Origin of the sequence: Flavobacterium psychrolimnae (genome assembly GCF_003312425.1) — a bacterium.
GTDB lineage: Bacteria > Bacteroidota > Bacteroidia > Flavobacteriales > Flavobacteriaceae > Flavobacterium > Flavobacterium psychrolimnae.
Window position 1 is genome coordinate 1 of the sequence record NZ_QNUX01000011.1, and the last position, 16,577, is coordinate 16,577.

General features: G+C 35.0%; 16 protein-coding genes and 1 tRNA gene. 8 read left to right on the forward strand and 9 right to left on the reverse strand.

Annotated elements, in window-relative coordinates; all coding sequences use genetic code 11:
• Positions 1 to 117 precede the first annotated feature (117 nt).
• The 3 genes from pth to DR980_RS11745 form a co-directional block, all read right to left on the reverse strand.
• Entirely contained in the window at positions 118 to 789 is a 672-nt protein-coding gene (gene pth, locus DR980_RS11735) for an aminoacyl-tRNA hydrolase (RefSeq protein WP_113636381.1), read from the reverse strand.
• A 287-nt stretch (positions 790 to 1,076) separates the two neighbouring features.
• Complete coding sequence (locus DR980_RS11740) at positions 1,077 to 1,688, reverse strand: 50S ribosomal protein L25/general stress protein Ctc (protein WP_113636383.1); 612 nt, start codon at positions 1,686 to 1,688, stop codon at positions 1,077 to 1,079.
• A 43-nt stretch (positions 1,689 to 1,731) separates the two neighbouring features.
• Positions 1,732 to 2,673, reverse strand: a complete 942-nt coding sequence (locus tag DR980_RS11745) for a ribose-phosphate pyrophosphokinase (RefSeq protein ID WP_091172416.1) — start codon at positions 2,671 to 2,673, stop codon at positions 1,732 to 1,734.
• 290 nt (positions 2,674 to 2,963) lie between these two features.
• On the opposite strand from DR980_RS11745, the gene DR980_RS11750 reads away from it, so the two are divergent.
• Positions 2,964 to 3,043: transfer RNA gene (locus tag DR980_RS11750), tRNA-Leu, on the forward strand.
• Between the two features lie 80 nt (positions 3,044 to 3,123).
• Here the strand turns inward: DR980_RS11750 and DR980_RS11755 are convergent.
• The 5 genes from DR980_RS11755 to DR980_RS11775 form a co-directional block, all read right to left on the reverse strand.
• Positions 3,124 to 3,678: a hypothetical protein gene (locus tag DR980_RS11755; protein ID WP_113636385.1), complete on the reverse strand. Its 555-nt coding sequence runs from the start codon at positions 3,676 to 3,678 to the stop codon at positions 3,124 to 3,126.
• Between the two features lie 81 nt (positions 3,679 to 3,759).
• A complete protein-coding gene (locus DR980_RS11760) occupies positions 3,760 to 4,182 on the reverse strand; it encodes a hypothetical protein (RefSeq protein ID WP_113636387.1) in 423 nt (140 codons plus the stop codon).
• Between the two features lies 1 nt (position 4,183).
• A complete protein-coding gene (locus DR980_RS11765; protein ID WP_113636389.1) occupies positions 4,184 to 4,402 on the reverse strand; it encodes a hypothetical protein in 219 nt (72 codons plus the stop codon).
• A 9-nt stretch (positions 4,403 to 4,411) separates the two neighbouring features.
• Complete coding sequence (locus tag DR980_RS11770; protein WP_113636391.1) at positions 4,412 to 4,858, reverse strand: hypothetical protein; 447 nt, start codon at positions 4,856 to 4,858, stop codon at positions 4,412 to 4,414.
• A 93-nt stretch (positions 4,859 to 4,951) separates the two neighbouring features.
• The gene (locus DR980_RS11775; protein WP_113636393.1) at positions 4,952 to 5,950 is read right to left on the reverse strand and encodes a GntR family transcriptional regulator; all 999 of its coding nucleotides are present in this window, start codon (positions 5,948 to 5,950) and stop codon (positions 4,952 to 4,954) included.
• 102 nt (positions 5,951 to 6,052) lie between these two features.
• Here DR980_RS11775 and DR980_RS11780 point away from each other — a divergent pair, with 102 nt between their 5' ends.
• The 7 genes from DR980_RS11780 (at position 6,053) to DR980_RS11810 (ending at position 15,891) form a co-directional block, all read left to right on the forward strand.
• The gene (locus tag DR980_RS11780; protein ID WP_113636395.1) at positions 6,053 to 7,105 is read left to right on the forward strand and encodes an aldose epimerase family protein; all 1,053 of its coding nucleotides are present in this window, start codon (positions 6,053 to 6,055) and stop codon (positions 7,103 to 7,105) included.
• 1 nt (position 7,106) lies between these two features.
• Positions 7,107 to 8,207 (forward strand): glycoside hydrolase family 53 protein, encoded by a 1,101-nt coding sequence (locus DR980_RS11785; RefSeq protein WP_113636397.1) that lies wholly within the window; start codon positions 7,107 to 7,109, stop codon positions 8,205 to 8,207.
• A gap of 6 nt (positions 8,208 to 8,213) precedes the next feature.
• Positions 8,214 to 9,263: a glycoside hydrolase family 53 protein gene (locus tag DR980_RS11790; protein ID WP_113636399.1), complete on the forward strand. Its 1,050-nt coding sequence runs from the start codon at positions 8,214 to 8,216 to the stop codon at positions 9,261 to 9,263.
• A gap of 194 nt (positions 9,264 to 9,457) precedes the next feature.
• Positions 9,458 to 11,884: a glycoside hydrolase family 2 TIM barrel-domain containing protein gene (locus tag DR980_RS11795; protein WP_113636401.1), complete on the forward strand. Its 2,427-nt coding sequence runs from the start codon at positions 9,458 to 9,460 to the stop codon at positions 11,882 to 11,884.
• A 94-nt stretch (positions 11,885 to 11,978) separates the two neighbouring features.
• On the forward strand, positions 11,979 to 13,148 hold the full coding sequence (gene galK, locus DR980_RS11800; protein WP_113636403.1) for a galactokinase: 1,170 nt from the start codon (positions 11,979 to 11,981) through the stop codon (positions 13,146 to 13,148).
• Positions 13,149 to 14,201: a UDP-glucose--hexose-1-phosphate uridylyltransferase gene (locus DR980_RS11805; RefSeq protein WP_113636405.1), complete on the forward strand. Its 1,053-nt coding sequence runs from the start codon at positions 13,149 to 13,151 to the stop codon at positions 14,199 to 14,201. It abuts the gene before it with no gap.
• 19 nt (positions 14,202 to 14,220) lie between these two features.
• Positions 14,221 to 15,891 (forward strand): sodium/sugar symporter, encoded by a 1,671-nt coding sequence (locus tag DR980_RS11810; protein ID WP_113636407.1) that lies wholly within the window; start codon positions 14,221 to 14,223, stop codon positions 15,889 to 15,891.
• 243 nt (positions 15,892 to 16,134) lie between these two features.
• Here the strand turns inward: DR980_RS11810 and DR980_RS11815 are convergent, their stop codons facing one another.
• Positions 16,135 to 16,479, reverse strand: a complete 345-nt coding sequence (locus tag DR980_RS11815; RefSeq protein WP_113636409.1) for a toxin-antitoxin system YwqK family antitoxin — start codon at positions 16,477 to 16,479, stop codon at positions 16,135 to 16,137.
• Between the last annotated feature and the right edge of the window lie 98 nt (positions 16,480 to 16,577).

The window sequence follows — 16,577 nt, forward strand, 5'->3', positions numbered from 1 at the left end:
ACTTCTTCTACACAGCGAAGTTTAAATTCATAATTGTATTTGACTTTTCTTTCCATAAAAATACCCCCAAATAGTGTCTAACTTTTTGGGGGCAGTTCATAAAACGTTTCCCTTTTTTTATTTCCCGTTAAAGCCGGTCATGGTATTTTCCAGTCCTGCTGTTCCAAAAGATTTTATAATCTCAGATCCTACTTCCAGTCGTTCTGGAAGTGCTGTTTTTTCGGCATCATCCCAATCACCAAGGACATAATCAACTTGTTTTCCTTTTTTGAATTCATCGCTGATCCCAAAACGGAATCGGGCGTAGTTTTGTGTATTCAGTACCAGATTGATGTTTTTAAGTCCGTTGTGTCCGCCGTCACTTCCTTTTTGTCTAATGCGAATGGTTCCAAACGGCAGATTCAAATCATCTGTAATAACCAGAATGTTTTCAAGCGGAATATTTTCCTTATCCATCCAGTATTGAACTGCTTTTCCGCTCAAATTCATATAAGTGTTGGGTTTCAAAAGCAGAAAAGTTCTTCCTTTGAATTTGTATTGGGCCAGTGCGCCCAGTTTTACGGTTTCGAAAGAAACGCCTTCTTTGCGAGCTAGGAAATCCACAATTTTAAAACCAATGTTGTGTCTTGTGTTTACGTATTCGGCGCCAATGTTGCCGAGTCCTACTATTAAAAATTTATTACTCACGCTTTCTATATTGTTTTTTTGGTGTTCGTGAACTTCTGGTTTTATACAATCTGTATTGTTCTCTTTTTTTGATGAGAATAAATTTGAAATCCATTTTATCATACTGCAAAAATAGACTTAATTAGAATATTGGACTATTAGATTTTATGAAAATCGTTATTGAGAGTAAAATAGTTCTGAATAGCCCTGATGGAAGTGGCATCCCACGCTTTTTGGCGTGGATACAACGGACAGCAGGAGCAGCGTTGTTGTGTAAAGGAGTAGTGGTGCTCCTAATAATTTAAAATAGAATAATGAGATTGCTTCGTTCCTTGTAGTAGCAAAAAGTAATGCGCAAAAAAAAAGCACCAGTTTTACAACTGATGCTTTCTTGAATGATTGAAAAAATATTATTTTTTCTTTCCTTTTGCAGGTGCTTTTGCTGCTTTTGCTGCTTCTTGAGCTGCTTTCATAGCCGCACGAGAGATTCTTACTTGAGCAACAACAGTGTTGTCTGGGTGGATCAATTTGTAGTTGTCGTTAACTAATTTAGTAACGTACAATTTGTTACCCATTTCAAGTGGAGTAATGTCAGCTTCAATAAAATCAGGAAGATTTTTTGGTAAAGCTTTTACTTTAAGTTTACGAGTGTTCAAACGTAAAACACCACCAGCAAGAACACCTTTAGATGTTCCAACTACTTTTACAGGAACTTCCATAGTGATTTCTTTGTCATCAAATAATTGAAAGAAGTCAATGTGTAAAATCTTGTCAGATACCGGGTGAACCTGGATATCTTGTAAAATAGCGTTAAATGATTTTCCTTTTCCAAGATCGATCTCAACTGTGTGAGCGTTTGGAGTGTAAACCAAGTTTTTGAAAGCCATAACTTCTGCTGAGAAATGAACTGCCTGATTTCCTCCGTATAATACGCAAGGAACCAATCCAGCATTACGTAGGGCTTTAGTCGCAACTTTACCCACGCTTTCTCTTTCTGATCCTTTAATTGTAATCGATTTCATTGTAAAAAAAATATAGTTATTAAATAATATTACTTGTTTGGGGTTACATTATGAACTTTCCACTAATGGAATTGTTATGATGTACCATGTGCATAACTTCAGCAAAAAGTGGCGCACAACTCAACACTCTTATTTTGTTTGATTCTTTCTTTAATGGAATAGAATCGGTAACAATTAATTCTAATAATTTAGAATTCTCTATTTTTTCGTATGCCTCACCGGATAAAATGGCGTGAGTACAAATCGCTCTTACGCTCAATGCTCCTTTTTCCATCATTAAATCAGCGGCTTTCGCCAAAGTGCCTCCGGTATCAATCATGTCATCTACTAAGATTACATTTTTACCTTTTACTTCACCAATCAATTCCATGGTGTCGATAATGTTGGCCTCTTTTCTTTGTTTGTAACATATAACTACGTCAGATTCTAAAAATTTAGAATAAGCATAAGCTCTTTTAGAACCACCCATGTCCGGAGAAGCAATTGTTAAATTGTCTAATCCTAAACTTTTCACGTAAGGCAAAAAGATTGTTGATGCAAAAAGGTGATCTACTGGTTTTTCAAAGAATCCTTGAATTTGATCTGCGTGCAAATCCATAGTCATTACTCTTGTTGCACCAGCACTTTCTAATAATTTAGCCACTAATTTAGCTCCTATCGGAACTCTTGGCTTATCTTTTCTGTCTTGTCTTGCCCAACCAAAATAAGGAATTACTGCGGTGATGTGTCTTGCCGAAGCACGCTTTGCAGCATCAATCATCAATAATAATTCCATTAGATTATCTGCCGTTGGAAAAGTCGAACAAACGATAAAAACACGTAATCCTCTGATAGATTCTTCATAAGAAGGTTGAAATTCACCGTCGCTGTATTTTGACATGGTGATTTTCCCCAATGGGATTCCGTATTGCTCTGCTATTTTCTCAGCAAGATATACACTTTGTGAACAAGCAAAAATTTTAGCTTCTGGTTCTAGGTGTGACATTTAATTTGTTGTTTTTATTCCGATGCGCTCCATACAGTTTGGCTTTGTCTTTTATTTAAAGCCTTATGCGTGTATTTGCCTCGGGTGTAGTTAGTTGTGTGTTGTGTTTTTAACGAGGTGCAAATTTATAAAATTTATTCAACTCTGAAAGGAAAAAATTAAGTATTTTTAGTTGAACATTTAATATTATTTTTTACATTTGCACCGTGTTAAAGGAATTGATGGTTGATTTAAACACAATCACATCTTTTATTGCGTTGAGATAACTGTCGTTATTTCATGTCTGCTAAGCCCGGATGGCGGAATTGGTAGACGCGCTGGTCTCAAACACCTGTGGGAAACCGTGCCGGTTCGACTCCGGCTCCGGGTACAAAAACCGCTTCGAAAGAAGCGGTTTTTTTGGTTCTAGGGGTTTCTATTTTCTCTTTGCTTAACCGTTAACCGCTTATTTTATAAATCCCCCTTTTTATAAATAATTTCTTTTATGTCTTTTTTGGTAAATCCGTAAATTCTGAGTAGATTAAAGGTCTTAAGTATGTTTGAATTCAATGTTTTTTTTGCATAATAGACTTCAAAATTTAATTTATTGAATTCAATTTCTTCATAGGTATAACCTTCTTTTTCAAGTTTCAATAAATGCCAGTCTGTGTAGTTTAGTGGCATTTTAATACTTCTTAATATACTATCTGTTTCAAAGAATGTTGTTTGTATGTTTACAAATAGTCCCTTTATTTCAAGTGTGCCTTCAGTAATTTTACATTGGATTTTAATGTCATTTTGAGTTTTGATAATATTTAAAAAATAAGACAAGTTGATAGTAGCCTTGGCTGTACTTTTAGTTTCGCATTCTAAAATATGTTTAGCACCAGGAATCACTAATGTTAATTTACCATCTGTTATGGTCAATTCTAAAACTGATGATTTATTCCACGGGGATAATTTATATAGTTCTCTTAGATTTTTCACTAGAACTGATTTCCTAATTATGAAGCTTGATAAATTCATTTTAGCGAACTTTTTTTAATTGTTTAATCAATGTTTTAGACTTCATTACTCTACTTTTCTTTCAGTTGTTCATGTTTTTTTTTAATATGGATTGCTTTCACTATCTGCATTTGATGTCTGTTGTTGGTAATTACTTTCATTTTCTATAAATTCGTTAGTAATGTCATCTTTTGTCAGCATCTCATATTTATAGCTAAAAATGATACTGGCAACTTTATTGTTAGATATTTTATATTTTTGTGAAATTTTATTTATTATGTCTTTATAAGGTATTGAATCGTTTTCTGTGTTTAATAAATAATCCCTCATTACAAGAATTATAGAATCTTTAGAAGTGTTTTTTAGAATTGATAAAAGTGTGATTTTTTCTTCTTCACTTTCTAATTCTAAATCGGCTAAAAAATACTTGTCTATTTGTTGCTCTTTTTTAGATACTTCCTTTTTTTGTTCTGTTTTGCTGCAACTAACAAAAATTAATAATATTAATGCTAAAATGTTTTTCATGTTATTTATTTGATTTGCCTAATTCAAAATTCTTTATTTCTATTTTTGTTTCATTAATCACTCGATAAACAGTACCGGTTCGTGTGTCAATTACATTCCGTGTGAATTCAGTCTCATTAGAAATATATCTACCGTTTTTAGAGTATTCATACAAACATAAAAGAGATCCAATTACAAATAATCCCAATAAACTAATTTTATATTTTTCGTATTTTGTCATAATTTTTATTTAATTATCAATTTGTATTTCATAGGATTTTCCGTCTTCTCCATCGACATTTGCATTTCCATCTTCATCAATATCAGCAGCTGAAATATGATCCTCATCTAAATAGCCGTCATTGGGAAAGTTTATTTGGACTACTTGGCAATCTTCAACATCTACATCTAAAGTATAAGTAGCTGAATATCCCGTTTCAGAATTGTTGTACCCTACAGTTGCTGAGTAAGTTCCGTCATCTAAATTGCAACCTGATGATGATGTGTTTGTTTTAATAGCTGTTTCATTATCAATATTTTCTATAGAAACAGTTTCGTTTTCACCATATTCATTATTTGTAGTAATCAAAGAATTTGGAGTTTCATTGTTTTCACTTTCACTTTCACTTTTTGTTTTTGATGAACAAGAAAATATAAGTAAACTTAAAATCAATAAAAGTGATAATTGTAGTTTCATAATGCTGTTTTTTAAATTATTAAAACCAAATGTAGGTTAATACAAATCATTCCCTTTGAGGTTTTCCGTAAAGTGGTTTTTTATAATCTTAAATCACAACGAATTCCTGATAATCAAAGCACATTTATTCTCAATTTGTTCTTTTTTGCCTTTTAAAATCATCTCTGCCAGTAACTTTCCCATGACTTCAAAATTGGTTGATATCGTTGTGATGCCGTTTTCTACTACTTTTTTCAGCGGCGTTTCGTTATATGAAATGATGCCGTAATCACTGCCCAGTTGCAGTTTCTGAATTTTTGCTTTTTCTATAACGCTTACTAAATCCCTGTCACTCGGAATGATATACACTTCGCCTTTTTGTATTTCCCGATTCTTGAATTCAGTGATGATTTCATAATCGAATGCAAAGTCTCTGCAGAAATTCTCAAAACCTATTTTCATACCCAGCGGCTCTCGGAATCCCGGAAAAATCATAATCAGTTTTTCGTATTTGTTCAACTTAGATTTTCCTTTCAACAAGCCGTCATAAATGTCTTTTACGAAATTTTGATACACTGCCGGAAACGATTTTAGGTCGGGATTAGTCTGGTCTAATATATATACTTCATTAACTGGTAGGGTTTTTATCACTGCAGCGGCTTCGGCTAAATTGGTCGGCATAATGATGTATTTGGTGTAATTGCCGTTACTGTCATTGATTAGTTTTTTGAAAACAGGCGTGTTAAAATGATGAAAGAAAATGTCTACCTGAACATTTGTGCCAATGTTCTCCAGAAACGAATTGTACAAGTCTTCCTTGAAAATATTCAATTCGTCAAAAAGTAAAAATATCCTTTGTTTTATGGTGACTTCAACGCTTTTTATATAATATCCTTTACCTGGAATAGCATAAATTATTCCTCTTTTCTTCAATTCTTCATAGGCTTGTAAAACCGTGTCTCGGGACAAGGAAAATTCGAGACAGACTTTGTTTACCGATGGAAGTTTGTCCCCTTTTTGTAAATTTTCGTCTTCTATTGCCTTCTCTACGGAACTAATTATTTGTCTGTATTTAGGAACTCCAAGGTTGTTTTGAATCGAAATTATTTTCATGCAGCAGTGAATTTCTTGGCAATATACAAAAACTGGTAGGTACTGGTATGTTAATGATAACAATTATTTTACTTTTGGTTTTTCACATTTCATAATTAAACCATGAAAATAAAACACATATCACATTTTAAAACCAATTCTGTAATGGAATCATTTGGTTTGATGCCAGATGGGGAAGAGGTTTCTGTATGCGAACTTTCAAACAAGAATGGCATGCGAATGAAAGTGATGGGTTATGGTGCTACACTTACTTCCTTAAAAGTTCCATTAAAAAATGGAGATCTGGTAGATGTAGTTTTAGGTTTTGACACTTTAGAGGCCTACATGCAGTCCTTTAATTTAGAAAGCGCGCCTTATCTTGGAGCAACTGTAGGACGATTTGCCGGAAGAATAAATGAAGGTGAATTTAAACTGAACGGAAAATTAATTTCCCTCAACAAAAATAACAATGGGAATTCGCTGCATGGCGGTACTATTGGCTTTAGCCAGAAAAATTGGAAAATAAAAAAACATACTGAAGGCAAGAATCCTTCCGTGACTTTTACATGTGTTAGTCCGGATAATGAGGAGCATTTTCCAGGAGAACTGTCGGTTGATTTGACTTATATGCTCTCTGACGATAATGAATTAATTATAGAATACATCGCCAGCACAACAGAAGATACTATTATAAATTTAACGCACCACAGTTATTTCAATCTTAATGGTCATCAATCCAGCGTTGCGAATCAGGAAATGCGTGTAAATTCTCAACGAATATTAGAAACCGCAGCTTCGGGAATTCCTACGGGACGGTTTCTAAATGTTGCCAATTGTCCTTTTGATTTCACCTCGGCGAGAACCTGTCCGTCAAAAATTGACACCACTTTTGTTTTAAATAAGGAAAAAGAATACGCTGCGTCTCTTTACAATAGTGACAAAACTTTGAAAATGTCTGTTTACACGAATCAGCCCGCGGTTCATATTTATGTAGGAGGAAATTGCTTTAATACAATAAAAGGGAAAGAAAATGCTAATTATCATCCCACCAGCGGTATTTGTTTTGAGACTCAAAATTTCCCTGATGCGCCTAATCACGAACATTTCCCATCTTCTGTTTTGAGAAAAGGAGAATTATATTATCATAAAACTATTTATAAATTTCAATCTTTTTAAGATGAAGAAAAATATTCTAATTTCAGGATTCTTGACCCTTTTTGTACTTCTTTTTTCCTGTTCTAATAGTACTGATACAGCAGAAACTCCAGTAGTGGAACCTCCAATTGCAGTTGATTCTTTTATTAGAGCTGCAGACATTTCTTTTTTACCGGAAATAGAAACATCGGGTGCGGCTTTATACAACAGCAACAACCAAGCGGAGGATATGATTACAACTCTGAAAAATGCAGGTTGTAACACGGTTCGAATTCGTCTTTGGAAAAATCCAGCAAATGGACGTTCCGGAATGACAGAGGTTAAAGCGCTGTCAGAACGTTTAAAAAAAGCCGGAATGAAAGTCTGGTTAACGGTACATTACTCCGATACTTGGGCTGATCCTGCGGTTCAAACTACGCCAGCAGAATGGAAAAATTTATCATTTACCGATTTAAAAACGGCTGTCGCCAATTATACTTCCACAATCCTCACGGAAATTAATCCGGATATTATCCAGATTGGAAACGAAATAAACAGCGGATTGCTTTGGCCACAAGGAAATTTAATCAATCAGGAAGTACAAAGTCTTTCTTTATTGGCAACTGCCAGCGCAACTATTCGTGCCAAAGCGCCAAATACCAAAATCATGATTCATTATGCAGGCGTGAAAGCTTCGGATACGAATTGGTTTTTTAACAAAATTAAAAGTGTAGATTACGATTACATTGGGTTGTCGTATTATCCAATTTGGCACGGAAAAGATTTAGAAGTTGTAAAAACTGCCATCAATACATTAGGAAAAACGTACAATAAGAAAGTTATTATCGCTGAAACCGCTTATCCTTTTACGTTAGGATACAATGATTGGACGAATAATATAGTGGGTTTAGATTCGCAACTCGTTTCCGGTTACCCTGCTACTCCTGATGGTCAAAAAAACTTTGTGTTGGCAATAAAAACACTCGTTAAAGAGTCTGAATACGGTTTGGGATTTGCGTATTGGGGAGGCGAATGGATTTCTTTCAAAGGCAATCAGGCTGCAAATGGCTCTACTTTTGAAAACCAGGCTTTTTATGATTTTAATAATAGAGCATTACCTGTTTTGCAGGCGTTTAATAAATAAGAAAATATGAAAAATTTACAAATACATTTGCGATTCGTTTTGATGTCTTTACTGGTTTCAGTACTTTTTTCTTGCAGTACATCCAAAAATGTGCAATCAACGTCCAAAAATTCTTTTGCAAAAGGAGCTGATGTGGGATGGTTGCCGCAGATGGAAGCCACAGGATATAAATTTTATGATACCGATGGCGCCGAAAAAGATTGTTTGCAACTCCTAAAGGACAGAGGAATGAATACCATTCGGCTGCGTGTTTGGGTAAATCCAAATGATGATAAAGCCAGTGGACACTGCAGTAAAGAAGAAACCGTTGTTATGGCTTTGCGTGCCCAAAAAATGGGAATGCGTATCATGATCGATTTTCATTACAGCGATTCATGGGCCGATCCTGCTAAACAATTTAAGCCAAAAGCATGGGAAAACCATACTTTTTCAGAGTTAATGACGGATGTATATGACCATACTTTTGATGTTTTGAGCGCATTGAAATCAGCAGGAGTTACTCCGGAATGGGTTCAAGTTGGGAATGAAATTCCAGGCGGTATGATGTGGCAGGAAGGGAGCACTAAAAATTGGAGCCAATTAGCACAATTACTCAATAAAGGTTACGAAGCAACAAAAGCCATTGATCCTAAAATCAAAGTAATTGTTCATCTTGACGAAGGAAATAACAATGAAAAATTTCGCTGGTTTTTTGATAATGCTACAGCAAATAATGTAAAGTACGATGTGATTGGATTGTCTTATTACCCTTTTTGGATCAAGAAAGATTACACGGAAACTATTTCGGATTTAGCGTATAATCTAAACGATATGGTTGCCAGATACAACAAAGAAGTGATGGTTGTGGAAGTTGGTGGTGAATATGACAAAGTACAAAATACCTACGAAATGTTAGCAGCAACAATCAAAGCGGTAAAAGCTGTGCCTAATAATAAAGGACTAGGCGTGATATATTGGGAGCCGCAGGGAGAAAAAAGTTGGAGCGGTTATTCCTTGAGCGCTTGGCAATCTGACGGGAAACCAACAATGGCTTTAGACGCGTTTAAAGAATTGTAAACATATAAGTCATTTAAGTGTTTAAAATCAGTTGACTTATGTCAAAGGTATAAAGGGGAGTATAGACCGAAATTATTTTTTACAAAGCCATCAGATATTACTTAAATTCACTAGGATTTTCAATTTAATTACTCAAATTAAAAGCTTAAATGACTTATGTGTTTCAAAAAAATAAATTCTAATTTATTATAAAAATGAAGAAATTGATATGTTTTCTTGTTGTGATTTTAGTATGTACACAAGTTGCCTTGTCTCAATCACGAGAAGTTAAAGTACTAAAGGCCAATTGGAAATTTCAAAAAGGCGATTTTGAAGCGGCGCACAAAGTAAATTTTAATGATTCGAAATGGGAATCTGTAACCGTTCCGCATGATTGGGCAATTTACGGACCTTTTGATAAAAATGTAGACATACAAAAAGTTGCTATTGTTCAAAACGGAGAAAAAGTTGCCACCGAAAAAACAGGACGAACAGGAGCGTTACCTCATATAGGAACTGCTTGGTACCGCAAAACATTCAACTTGCCTAAAGATGCAAAAGGTAAAAAAATAATTTTGCTTTTTGAAGGTGCGATGAGTGAGCCTCAAGTGTATTTAAACGGAAAAAAAGTGGGAGAATGGGCCTATGGCTATAGTTATTTCTATTTTGATGTTTCCCAATTTATACAAGAAGGAACCAATACATTATCAGTAAAACTAACTAATAAAGAATTTGCATCTCGTTGGTATCCTGGTGCAGGTTTGTATCGAAATGTAAGTGTTATTATAAAAAATAACGAAAGCATTGACCAATGGGGTCAGTTTATAACGACACCCTTTATCAGTGAGGAAGTTGCTAAAGTTAATATCAAGACTAAAGTCTCCGGCGAAAATACTCGTTTAGTCACCACTATTTTTGATGCCGAAGGAAAGAAACTAAATTCTGTGGAGTCGACTTTACAATTCGGAAAAGAATTTGATCAAAATATAAAAGTAGAAAAACCTAAATTGTGGAGTCCTGAAACTCCATATTTATACAAAGCGGTTTCCCAATTGTATGTTGGAAAAGAACTGAAAGATGAGATATCAACACGTTTTGGAATTCGAGAAATAAAATTCGAGGCCAATAAAGGCTTTAGCCTAAACGGAAAGATAACCAAATTCAAGGGAGTTTGTTTGCATCACGATTTGGGTCCACTGGGAGTTGCGGTAAATAAAGCCGCGATGCGCAGACAAATGAAGATTTTAAAAGACATGGGTTGCAATGCGATTCGCAGTTCTCATAACATGCCTTCTTTCGAGCAGTTAGAGTTGGCGGATGAAATGGGTTTTCTGTTTTTAGCAGAGAGTTTTGATGAATGGGCAAAGCCAAAAGTAGAAAATGGGTATCATCGTTTTTTTGAGGAATATGCCGAAAAAGATATCGTGAATTTAGTACAAGCGACACGAAATCATCCTTCGATTGTGATGTGGAGTTCTGGAAACGAAGTGCCGGATCAGTGGGGTGAAGAAGGAGTGAAACGCGCTAAATGGTTGCAGGAAATCTTTCATAGGGAAGACCCAACTCGACCGGTAACTGTTGGAATGGATCAGGTAAAAGCAACTATTGAATCTGGTTTTGGCGCTTTGTTAGATATTCCAGGGTTGAATTATCGGGTACATTTATACGATGAAGCCTATAAAAAATTTCCGCAAGGGTTTATTTTAGGTTCAGAAACCGCTTCAACGGTTAGCTCGAGAGGAATCTACAAATTCCCTGTGGTTCAAGAAAAAATGAAACAATATCCAGATTTTCAGTCTTCTTCTTATGATTTGGAAGCTTGCAGCTGGTCTAATGTGCCTGACGAGGATTTTGTGCTTCAAGATGATAAACCATGGGTAATTGGCGAGTTTGTCTGGACTGGTTTTGATTATTTAGGAGAACCTACGCCTTATGATGAAAGCTGGCCTTCCCGAAGTTCTTATTTTGGAATTAACGATTTAGCGGGTTTACCTAAAGACCGTTATTATTTATACCGAAGCCGTTGGAATACCAAAGAATCAACTCTTCACATCTTACCACATTGGAACTGGGAAGGACGTGAAGGAGAAAAAACTCCCGTTTTTGTTTACACTAGCTACAACAGCGCTGAACTTTTTATTAATGGAAAAAGTATGGGAATTCAGACGAAAAACAAAAACACTCCACAAAATCGCTATCGTTTGATGTGGATGGATGTAAAATATGAGCCGGGAATAGTAAAAGTGGTGGCTTTTGATGACAATGGTAAAGCTGTTGCTGAAGAAGAAGTGCGTACTGCCGACAAGCCTTATCAAATTGTTTTAGAAGCAGACAGGAAAACAATCACTGCTGATGGCGAGGATATATCTTTCATAACCGTATCTGTAGTGGATAAAAATGGAATTATTTGTCCTACAGCGACAAACCAATTGAAATTTCAGGTTACAGGAGCGGGTACTTACCGAGCTGCCTGCAATGGCGATGCTACTTCACTCGAAATGTTCCATAAAGATACCATGAAACTTTTTAGCGGAAAATTAGTAGTGCTTGTAAAATCGAAAATAACTGAAGGAGATATAAAACTTGAAGTAAATGGTGCTGGGCTTAAGAGCGGAAAATTGACCTTGAATGCGACGAAATAGACGAAAAATCCATATAATTTTTACAGAATATTTTAAAAAAATAACAACAATAACAGCGAGTTCCTAAAAAAAGGAAATGGATAATTTTTAAATTATGAATGACATTTTAATACACAAAACAACTGATTTTTTTCAGCAGACTTTTGGTTCAGAACCATCAAAAACGGTTCTTTCGCCTGGTAGAATCAACATTATCGGGGAACATATTGATTACAATGACGGCTATGTTTTACCGGCAGCCATCGATAAAATCATTTGTTTTGCTTTCGAAAAAAACAATTCGGATACAGCTAAAATTGTGGCCATAGATTTGAATGACGAGTTCGAAGTTTGTGTAAATAATGAGCAGAAGCAGACAGATAGTGTTTGGACAAATTACCTGCGTGGTGTTCTGAATCAGTTGAAAATGAAGGGTTATTCCGTGGAGGGTTTCAATTGTGTTTTTAGCAGTAATATTCCTGTTGGTTCTGGTTTGTCCTCTTCGGCGGCTTTAGAATGTGGCTTTTTGTTTGGTTTAAATGAACTTTTCAATTTGAAAATTAAACCCATTGATATTGCGCTTTTGGGACAAAAAGCGGAACATTGGGTGGGAATCAATTGTGGTATTATGGATCAGTTTTCGAGCGTCATGGGACAAGAAAATAAAGTCATAAAAATTGATTGTAAAACATTGGAATTCGAATATCACGACGCTAATTTTAGTGATTATTCCTTAGTTTTATTCGATTCGAATGTGAAACATTCCTTGTTTAGCTCGGCTTATAATACCAGAAGAGAAGAATGTGAGGAAGGAATTTCGATAATTAGTGCTAATTTCCCGGAAATTAGTAGTTTTAGAGATTGTAAAGAAGAGCAAGTTTTGAGTCTGAAAGATAAAATGTCTGCGAATGTTTTCAAAAGAAGCCTTTTTGTGGTGAAAGAAATTAATCGCGTGAAACTGGCATGTGACGCTTTGGATTCTGGAAACATTGAACTTTTAGGGCAATTAATGTTCGAAACGCACGAAGGATTATCATTGGATTATGAAGTGAGTTGTGCCGAATTAGATTTTTTAGTAAACACGGTTAAAGAGGATAATTCAGTGATAGGTTCCCGATTAATGGGCGGCGGTTTTGGCGGTTGTACTATTAATTTGATCAAAAAAGGACAAGAAGAAGCTGTGAAAAACAAATTGTCAAAGTTGTATCAGGACGAATTTGGAATAGAATTAAAAATTTATGATGTCAAAATTGGGAATGGAACATCACTTTATATTGCGAAATAAATGAAAAATTTTGACATCAACGAAGATCCGCACAGACGTTATAATCCGTTAATCAACGAATGGGTTTTGGTTTCTCCACATCGGTCGAAACGTCCTTGGCAAGGGCAAAATGAAACAGTAACTTCGGATGCATTGCCGGAATATGACCCGACTTGTTATTTGTGTCCGGGAAATGTTCGAGCGAATGGAATGGTCAATCCGGATTATGAAAGTTCTTTTGTTTTTGAAAATGATTTTGCTGCTTTAAAGCAAGAAGAAATTGCTTTTGAAGAAAATAAAAACCAGACTTTTTTTAGAGCTAAACCAGAAAGAGGAATTTCCAGAGTGGTTTGCTTTTCGCCAAAACACAATTTGACATTGCCAGAAATGCCAGCTGAAGCGATTGAAAATATCATTCATACCTGGCAAAAAGAATATATAGATTTGGGTAATGTTGATTATATCAACCATGTTCAGATTTTCGAAAATAAAGGAAGTGTTATGGGTTGCAGTAATCCGCATCCACACGGACAAATTTGGGCGCAGTCGTCTTTACCAACAGAAGTCGAGAAAACGCAAAGTAATCTGAAAGCCTATTTTGACAAACACAACAAAACGCTTTTAGAGGATTATGTAAAAGAAGAGTTGAATTTAAACGAACGTATCGTTATTGAGAACGATCATTTTGTGGCATTGGTGCCTTTCTGGGCGATTTGGCCGTATGAAACGATGGTTGTCAGCAAGCGTAATGTAAATAAAATAACTGATTTCACGGAAATGGAAGTAACTGATTTTGCTGTTATTTTAAAACAATTGACAACCAAATATGATAATCTTTTTGAAACGACTTTTCCGTATTCATCAGGGATTCATCAGTCACCAACAGATGGAGAGTTGCATCCGGAATGGCATTTTCACATGCATTTTTATCCACCATTGTTGCGTTCGGCAACCGTAAAGAAATTTATGGTCGGATATGAAATGATGGGCGAATCACAACGAGATATTACACCGGAGAAAAGTGCTGAAATTTTAAAAAACCAATCGAACGTTCATTATAAAATACTAACCTAAAACTAAAAACATTTAACCAATGCAAACTTTAGCAATCCAAGATTATATTGTCTTTTTATGTTATTTCATCCTGATTGTAGGTTATGGAATATGGATTTACAATAAGAAAAAGAAAGAAGAAACGAGTAGTAAAGATTATTTTTTAGCCGAAGGATCACTTACTTGGTGGGCAATTGGCGCATCATTAATTGCCAGTAATATTAGTGCAGAGCAATTTATAGGAATGAGTGGTAGCGGTTTCAAGATGGGATTAGCGATTGCTACTTATGAGTGGATGGCGGCTTTTACATTGATTATTGTTGCTATTTTCTTTATTCCGGTGTATTTGAAAAACAAAATTTTCACCATGCCACAATACCTGAATCAAAGGTATAACAGTAATGTTGCCATGATTATGGCCGTATTTTGGTTGTTATTGTATGTTTTGGTCAATCTTACTTCCATATTGTATTTGGGAGCTTTAGCAATAAGTAGTATTTCTGGTCTGGACATTACTTTGTGTATGATTTTCTTAGCGTTTTTTGCGGTGATGATTACATTGGGCGGAATGAAAGTGATTGGTTATACGGATGTTATTCAGGTTTTCTTTTTGATTTTAGGTGGATTAGTAACTACTTATTTGGCGTTGAATTTAGTTGCCGAAGAATTCGGATCTACAGGAGTTATAAACGGGTTCAATTTAATGACGACACATGCAAACGATCATTTCCACATGATTTTTGAAAAATCTAATCCTAACTATATGGATTTACCGGGATTGTCAGTTTTGATTGGAGGAATGTTAATCATCAATTTAAATTATTGGGGTTGCAACCAATACATTACGCAACGTGCATTAGGAGCTGATTTAAAAACGGCCAGAAACGGAATTTTGTTTGCTGCTTTCTTGAAATTGTTAATGCCTATAATTGTTGTTTTGCCCGGAATAGCTGCTTTTGTATTGTATCAGAACGGACATTTTGGTGTCGAAATGTTGCAAGATGGTACAGTAAATCCTGATCGTGCGTATCCAGTTTTGCTAAACTTGCTTCCCGTAGGATTAAAAGGACTTTCATTTGCAGCTCTTACTGCGGCGATTGTTGCTTCTTTAGCTGGAAAAGCGAATAGTATTGCTACAATTTTCACTTTGGATATTTACAAAACAAAATTGAATGTAGATGCCGATGAAAAGAAATTAGTTAATGTGGGGAAAAAAGCTATTGTTGTTGCGATGTTAATTGCAGTTGTGGTAGCGCCTTTTCTTGGAATTGATAAAAAAGGAGGGTTTCAATACATTCAGGAATATACGGGTTTTGTAAGTCCAGGAGTTTTTGCCATGTTTATTTTAGGATTCTTTTGGAAAAAAACAACTTCTAATGCGGCTTTGTTTGCAACAATCGGTGGATTTATGTTCTCTATTCTGTTCAAATTCATGCCGGCTTTTGTAGACTTATCGTTCCTTCATTCAACTGGTTTTTCAGTTCCAAATGCTGATGGCGTTTATGAAATTCCTTTTATTGACAGAATGGGATTTGTTTTCTTGATTTGCGTTGTCGGAATGTACAGCATTAGTATGTATGAAACAGCAAGAGGCGTTAAAACAAATGGTCTGGAAATTGATCGTACCATGTTTAAAATGTCTCCAGGTTTTACAGTCGGGATGTTGATTGTACTTTCGCTTATTGCGGCTTTCTATACTATCTTCTGGTAGAAAATAACTAAATTCAAAAAAGCGATGGTTTCAATTGTATTGAATTCATCGCTTTTTTATTTGATAATAAGGTTGAAATACAATTGTTGCAAATGATATAGATTCCTATAAAGGTTGTTTCAATGCTAAACGTGTTGTTTTTTAGAAGCAATAATCTTCTAAAGTGTAGCTTGAACAAAAAATGTAAGGCACAAAAAAAAAGCCTCCGAATAACGAAAGCTTTAGTGATATTTTAATTTCTTTTTAGTTGTTAACCAAAGCGTCTTGTTTCCAGGTTTTAACAGAAGCAATTCTGCTATTAGAATAATCTACTTCACTTAAGTTATTTCCATTCCAGAAAAACCATTTTCCAGTTTTTTCTCCGTCTTTATAAGTTGCAACTGATTGTTTGTTACCATTTGTATCGTATGAAGTCCAAACTCCTTCCAGTTTCCCGTTTTTAAAGAAACCTTCTTGCTGTACTTTTCCGTTTTCAAAGTAGTATGTGGTTTTAACTAATTCACCTACAGCTTCTAATTTTGGATTGTTTTCTTGTGCAAATGCTATTCCTGAGAAAAGTAATGCCGTTAATATTATATATTTTTTCATGGTGTTTGGATTTTAAATTCATATTAGCTTAACAAATGTATAAAACATTTTACAATAAAAAAACTTTAAGTTAACAATTTAGTAACATTGAAATAAAA

Bases quoted from the DNA above. Each gene is read 5' to 3' on its own strand.
- DR980_RS11815 (WP_113636409.1), bottom strand. From the start codon at position 16,479: ATGAAAAAATATATAATATTAACGGCATTACTTTTCTCAGGAATAGCA.
- DR980_RS11785 (WP_113636397.1), top strand. From the start codon at position 7,107: ATGAAGAAAAATATTCTAATTTCAGGATTCTTGACCCTTTTTGTACTT.
- DR980_RS11765 (WP_113636389.1), bottom strand. From the start codon at position 4,402: ATGACAAAATACGAAAAATATAAAATTAGTTTATTGGGATTATTTGTA.
- DR980_RS11745 (WP_091172416.1), bottom strand. From the start codon at position 2,673: ATGTCACACCTAGAACCAGAAGCTAAAATTTTTGCTTGTTCACAAAGT.
- galK (WP_113636403.1), top strand. From the start codon at position 11,979: ATGAATGACATTTTAATACACAAAACAACTGATTTTTTTCAGCAGACT.
- DR980_RS11740 (WP_113636383.1), bottom strand. From the start codon at position 1,688: ATGAAATCGATTACAATTAAAGGATCAGAAAGAGAAAGCGTGGGTAAA.
- DR980_RS11805 (WP_113636405.1), top strand. From the start codon at position 13,149: ATGAAAAATTTTGACATCAACGAAGATCCGCACAGACGTTATAATCCG.
- DR980_RS11760 (WP_113636387.1), bottom strand. From the start codon at position 4,182: ATGAAAAACATTTTAGCATTAATATTATTAATTTTTGTTAGTTGCAGC.
- DR980_RS11775 (WP_113636393.1), bottom strand. From the start codon at position 5,950: ATGAAAATAATTTCGATTCAAAACAACCTTGGAGTTCCTAAATACAGA.
- DR980_RS11780 (WP_113636395.1), top strand. From the start codon at position 6,053: ATGAAAATAAAACACATATCACATTTTAAAACCAATTCTGTAATGGAA.
- pth (WP_113636381.1), bottom strand. From the start codon at position 789: ATGATAAAATGGATTTCAAATTTATTCTCATCAAAAAAAGAGAACAAT.
- DR980_RS11795 (WP_113636401.1), top strand. From the start codon at position 9,458: ATGAAGAAATTGATATGTTTTCTTGTTGTGATTTTAGTATGTACACAA.
- DR980_RS11755 (WP_113636385.1), bottom strand. From the start codon at position 3,678: ATGAATTTATCAAGCTTCATAATTAGGAAATCAGTTCTAGTGAAAAAT.
- DR980_RS11810 (WP_113636407.1), top strand. From the start codon at position 14,221: ATGCAAACTTTAGCAATCCAAGATTATATTGTCTTTTTATGTTATTTC.
- DR980_RS11770 (WP_113636391.1), bottom strand. From the start codon at position 4,858: ATGAAACTACAATTATCACTTTTATTGATTTTAAGTTTACTTATATTT.
- DR980_RS11790 (WP_113636399.1), top strand. From the start codon at position 8,214: ATGAAAAATTTACAAATACATTTGCGATTCGTTTTGATGTCTTTACTG.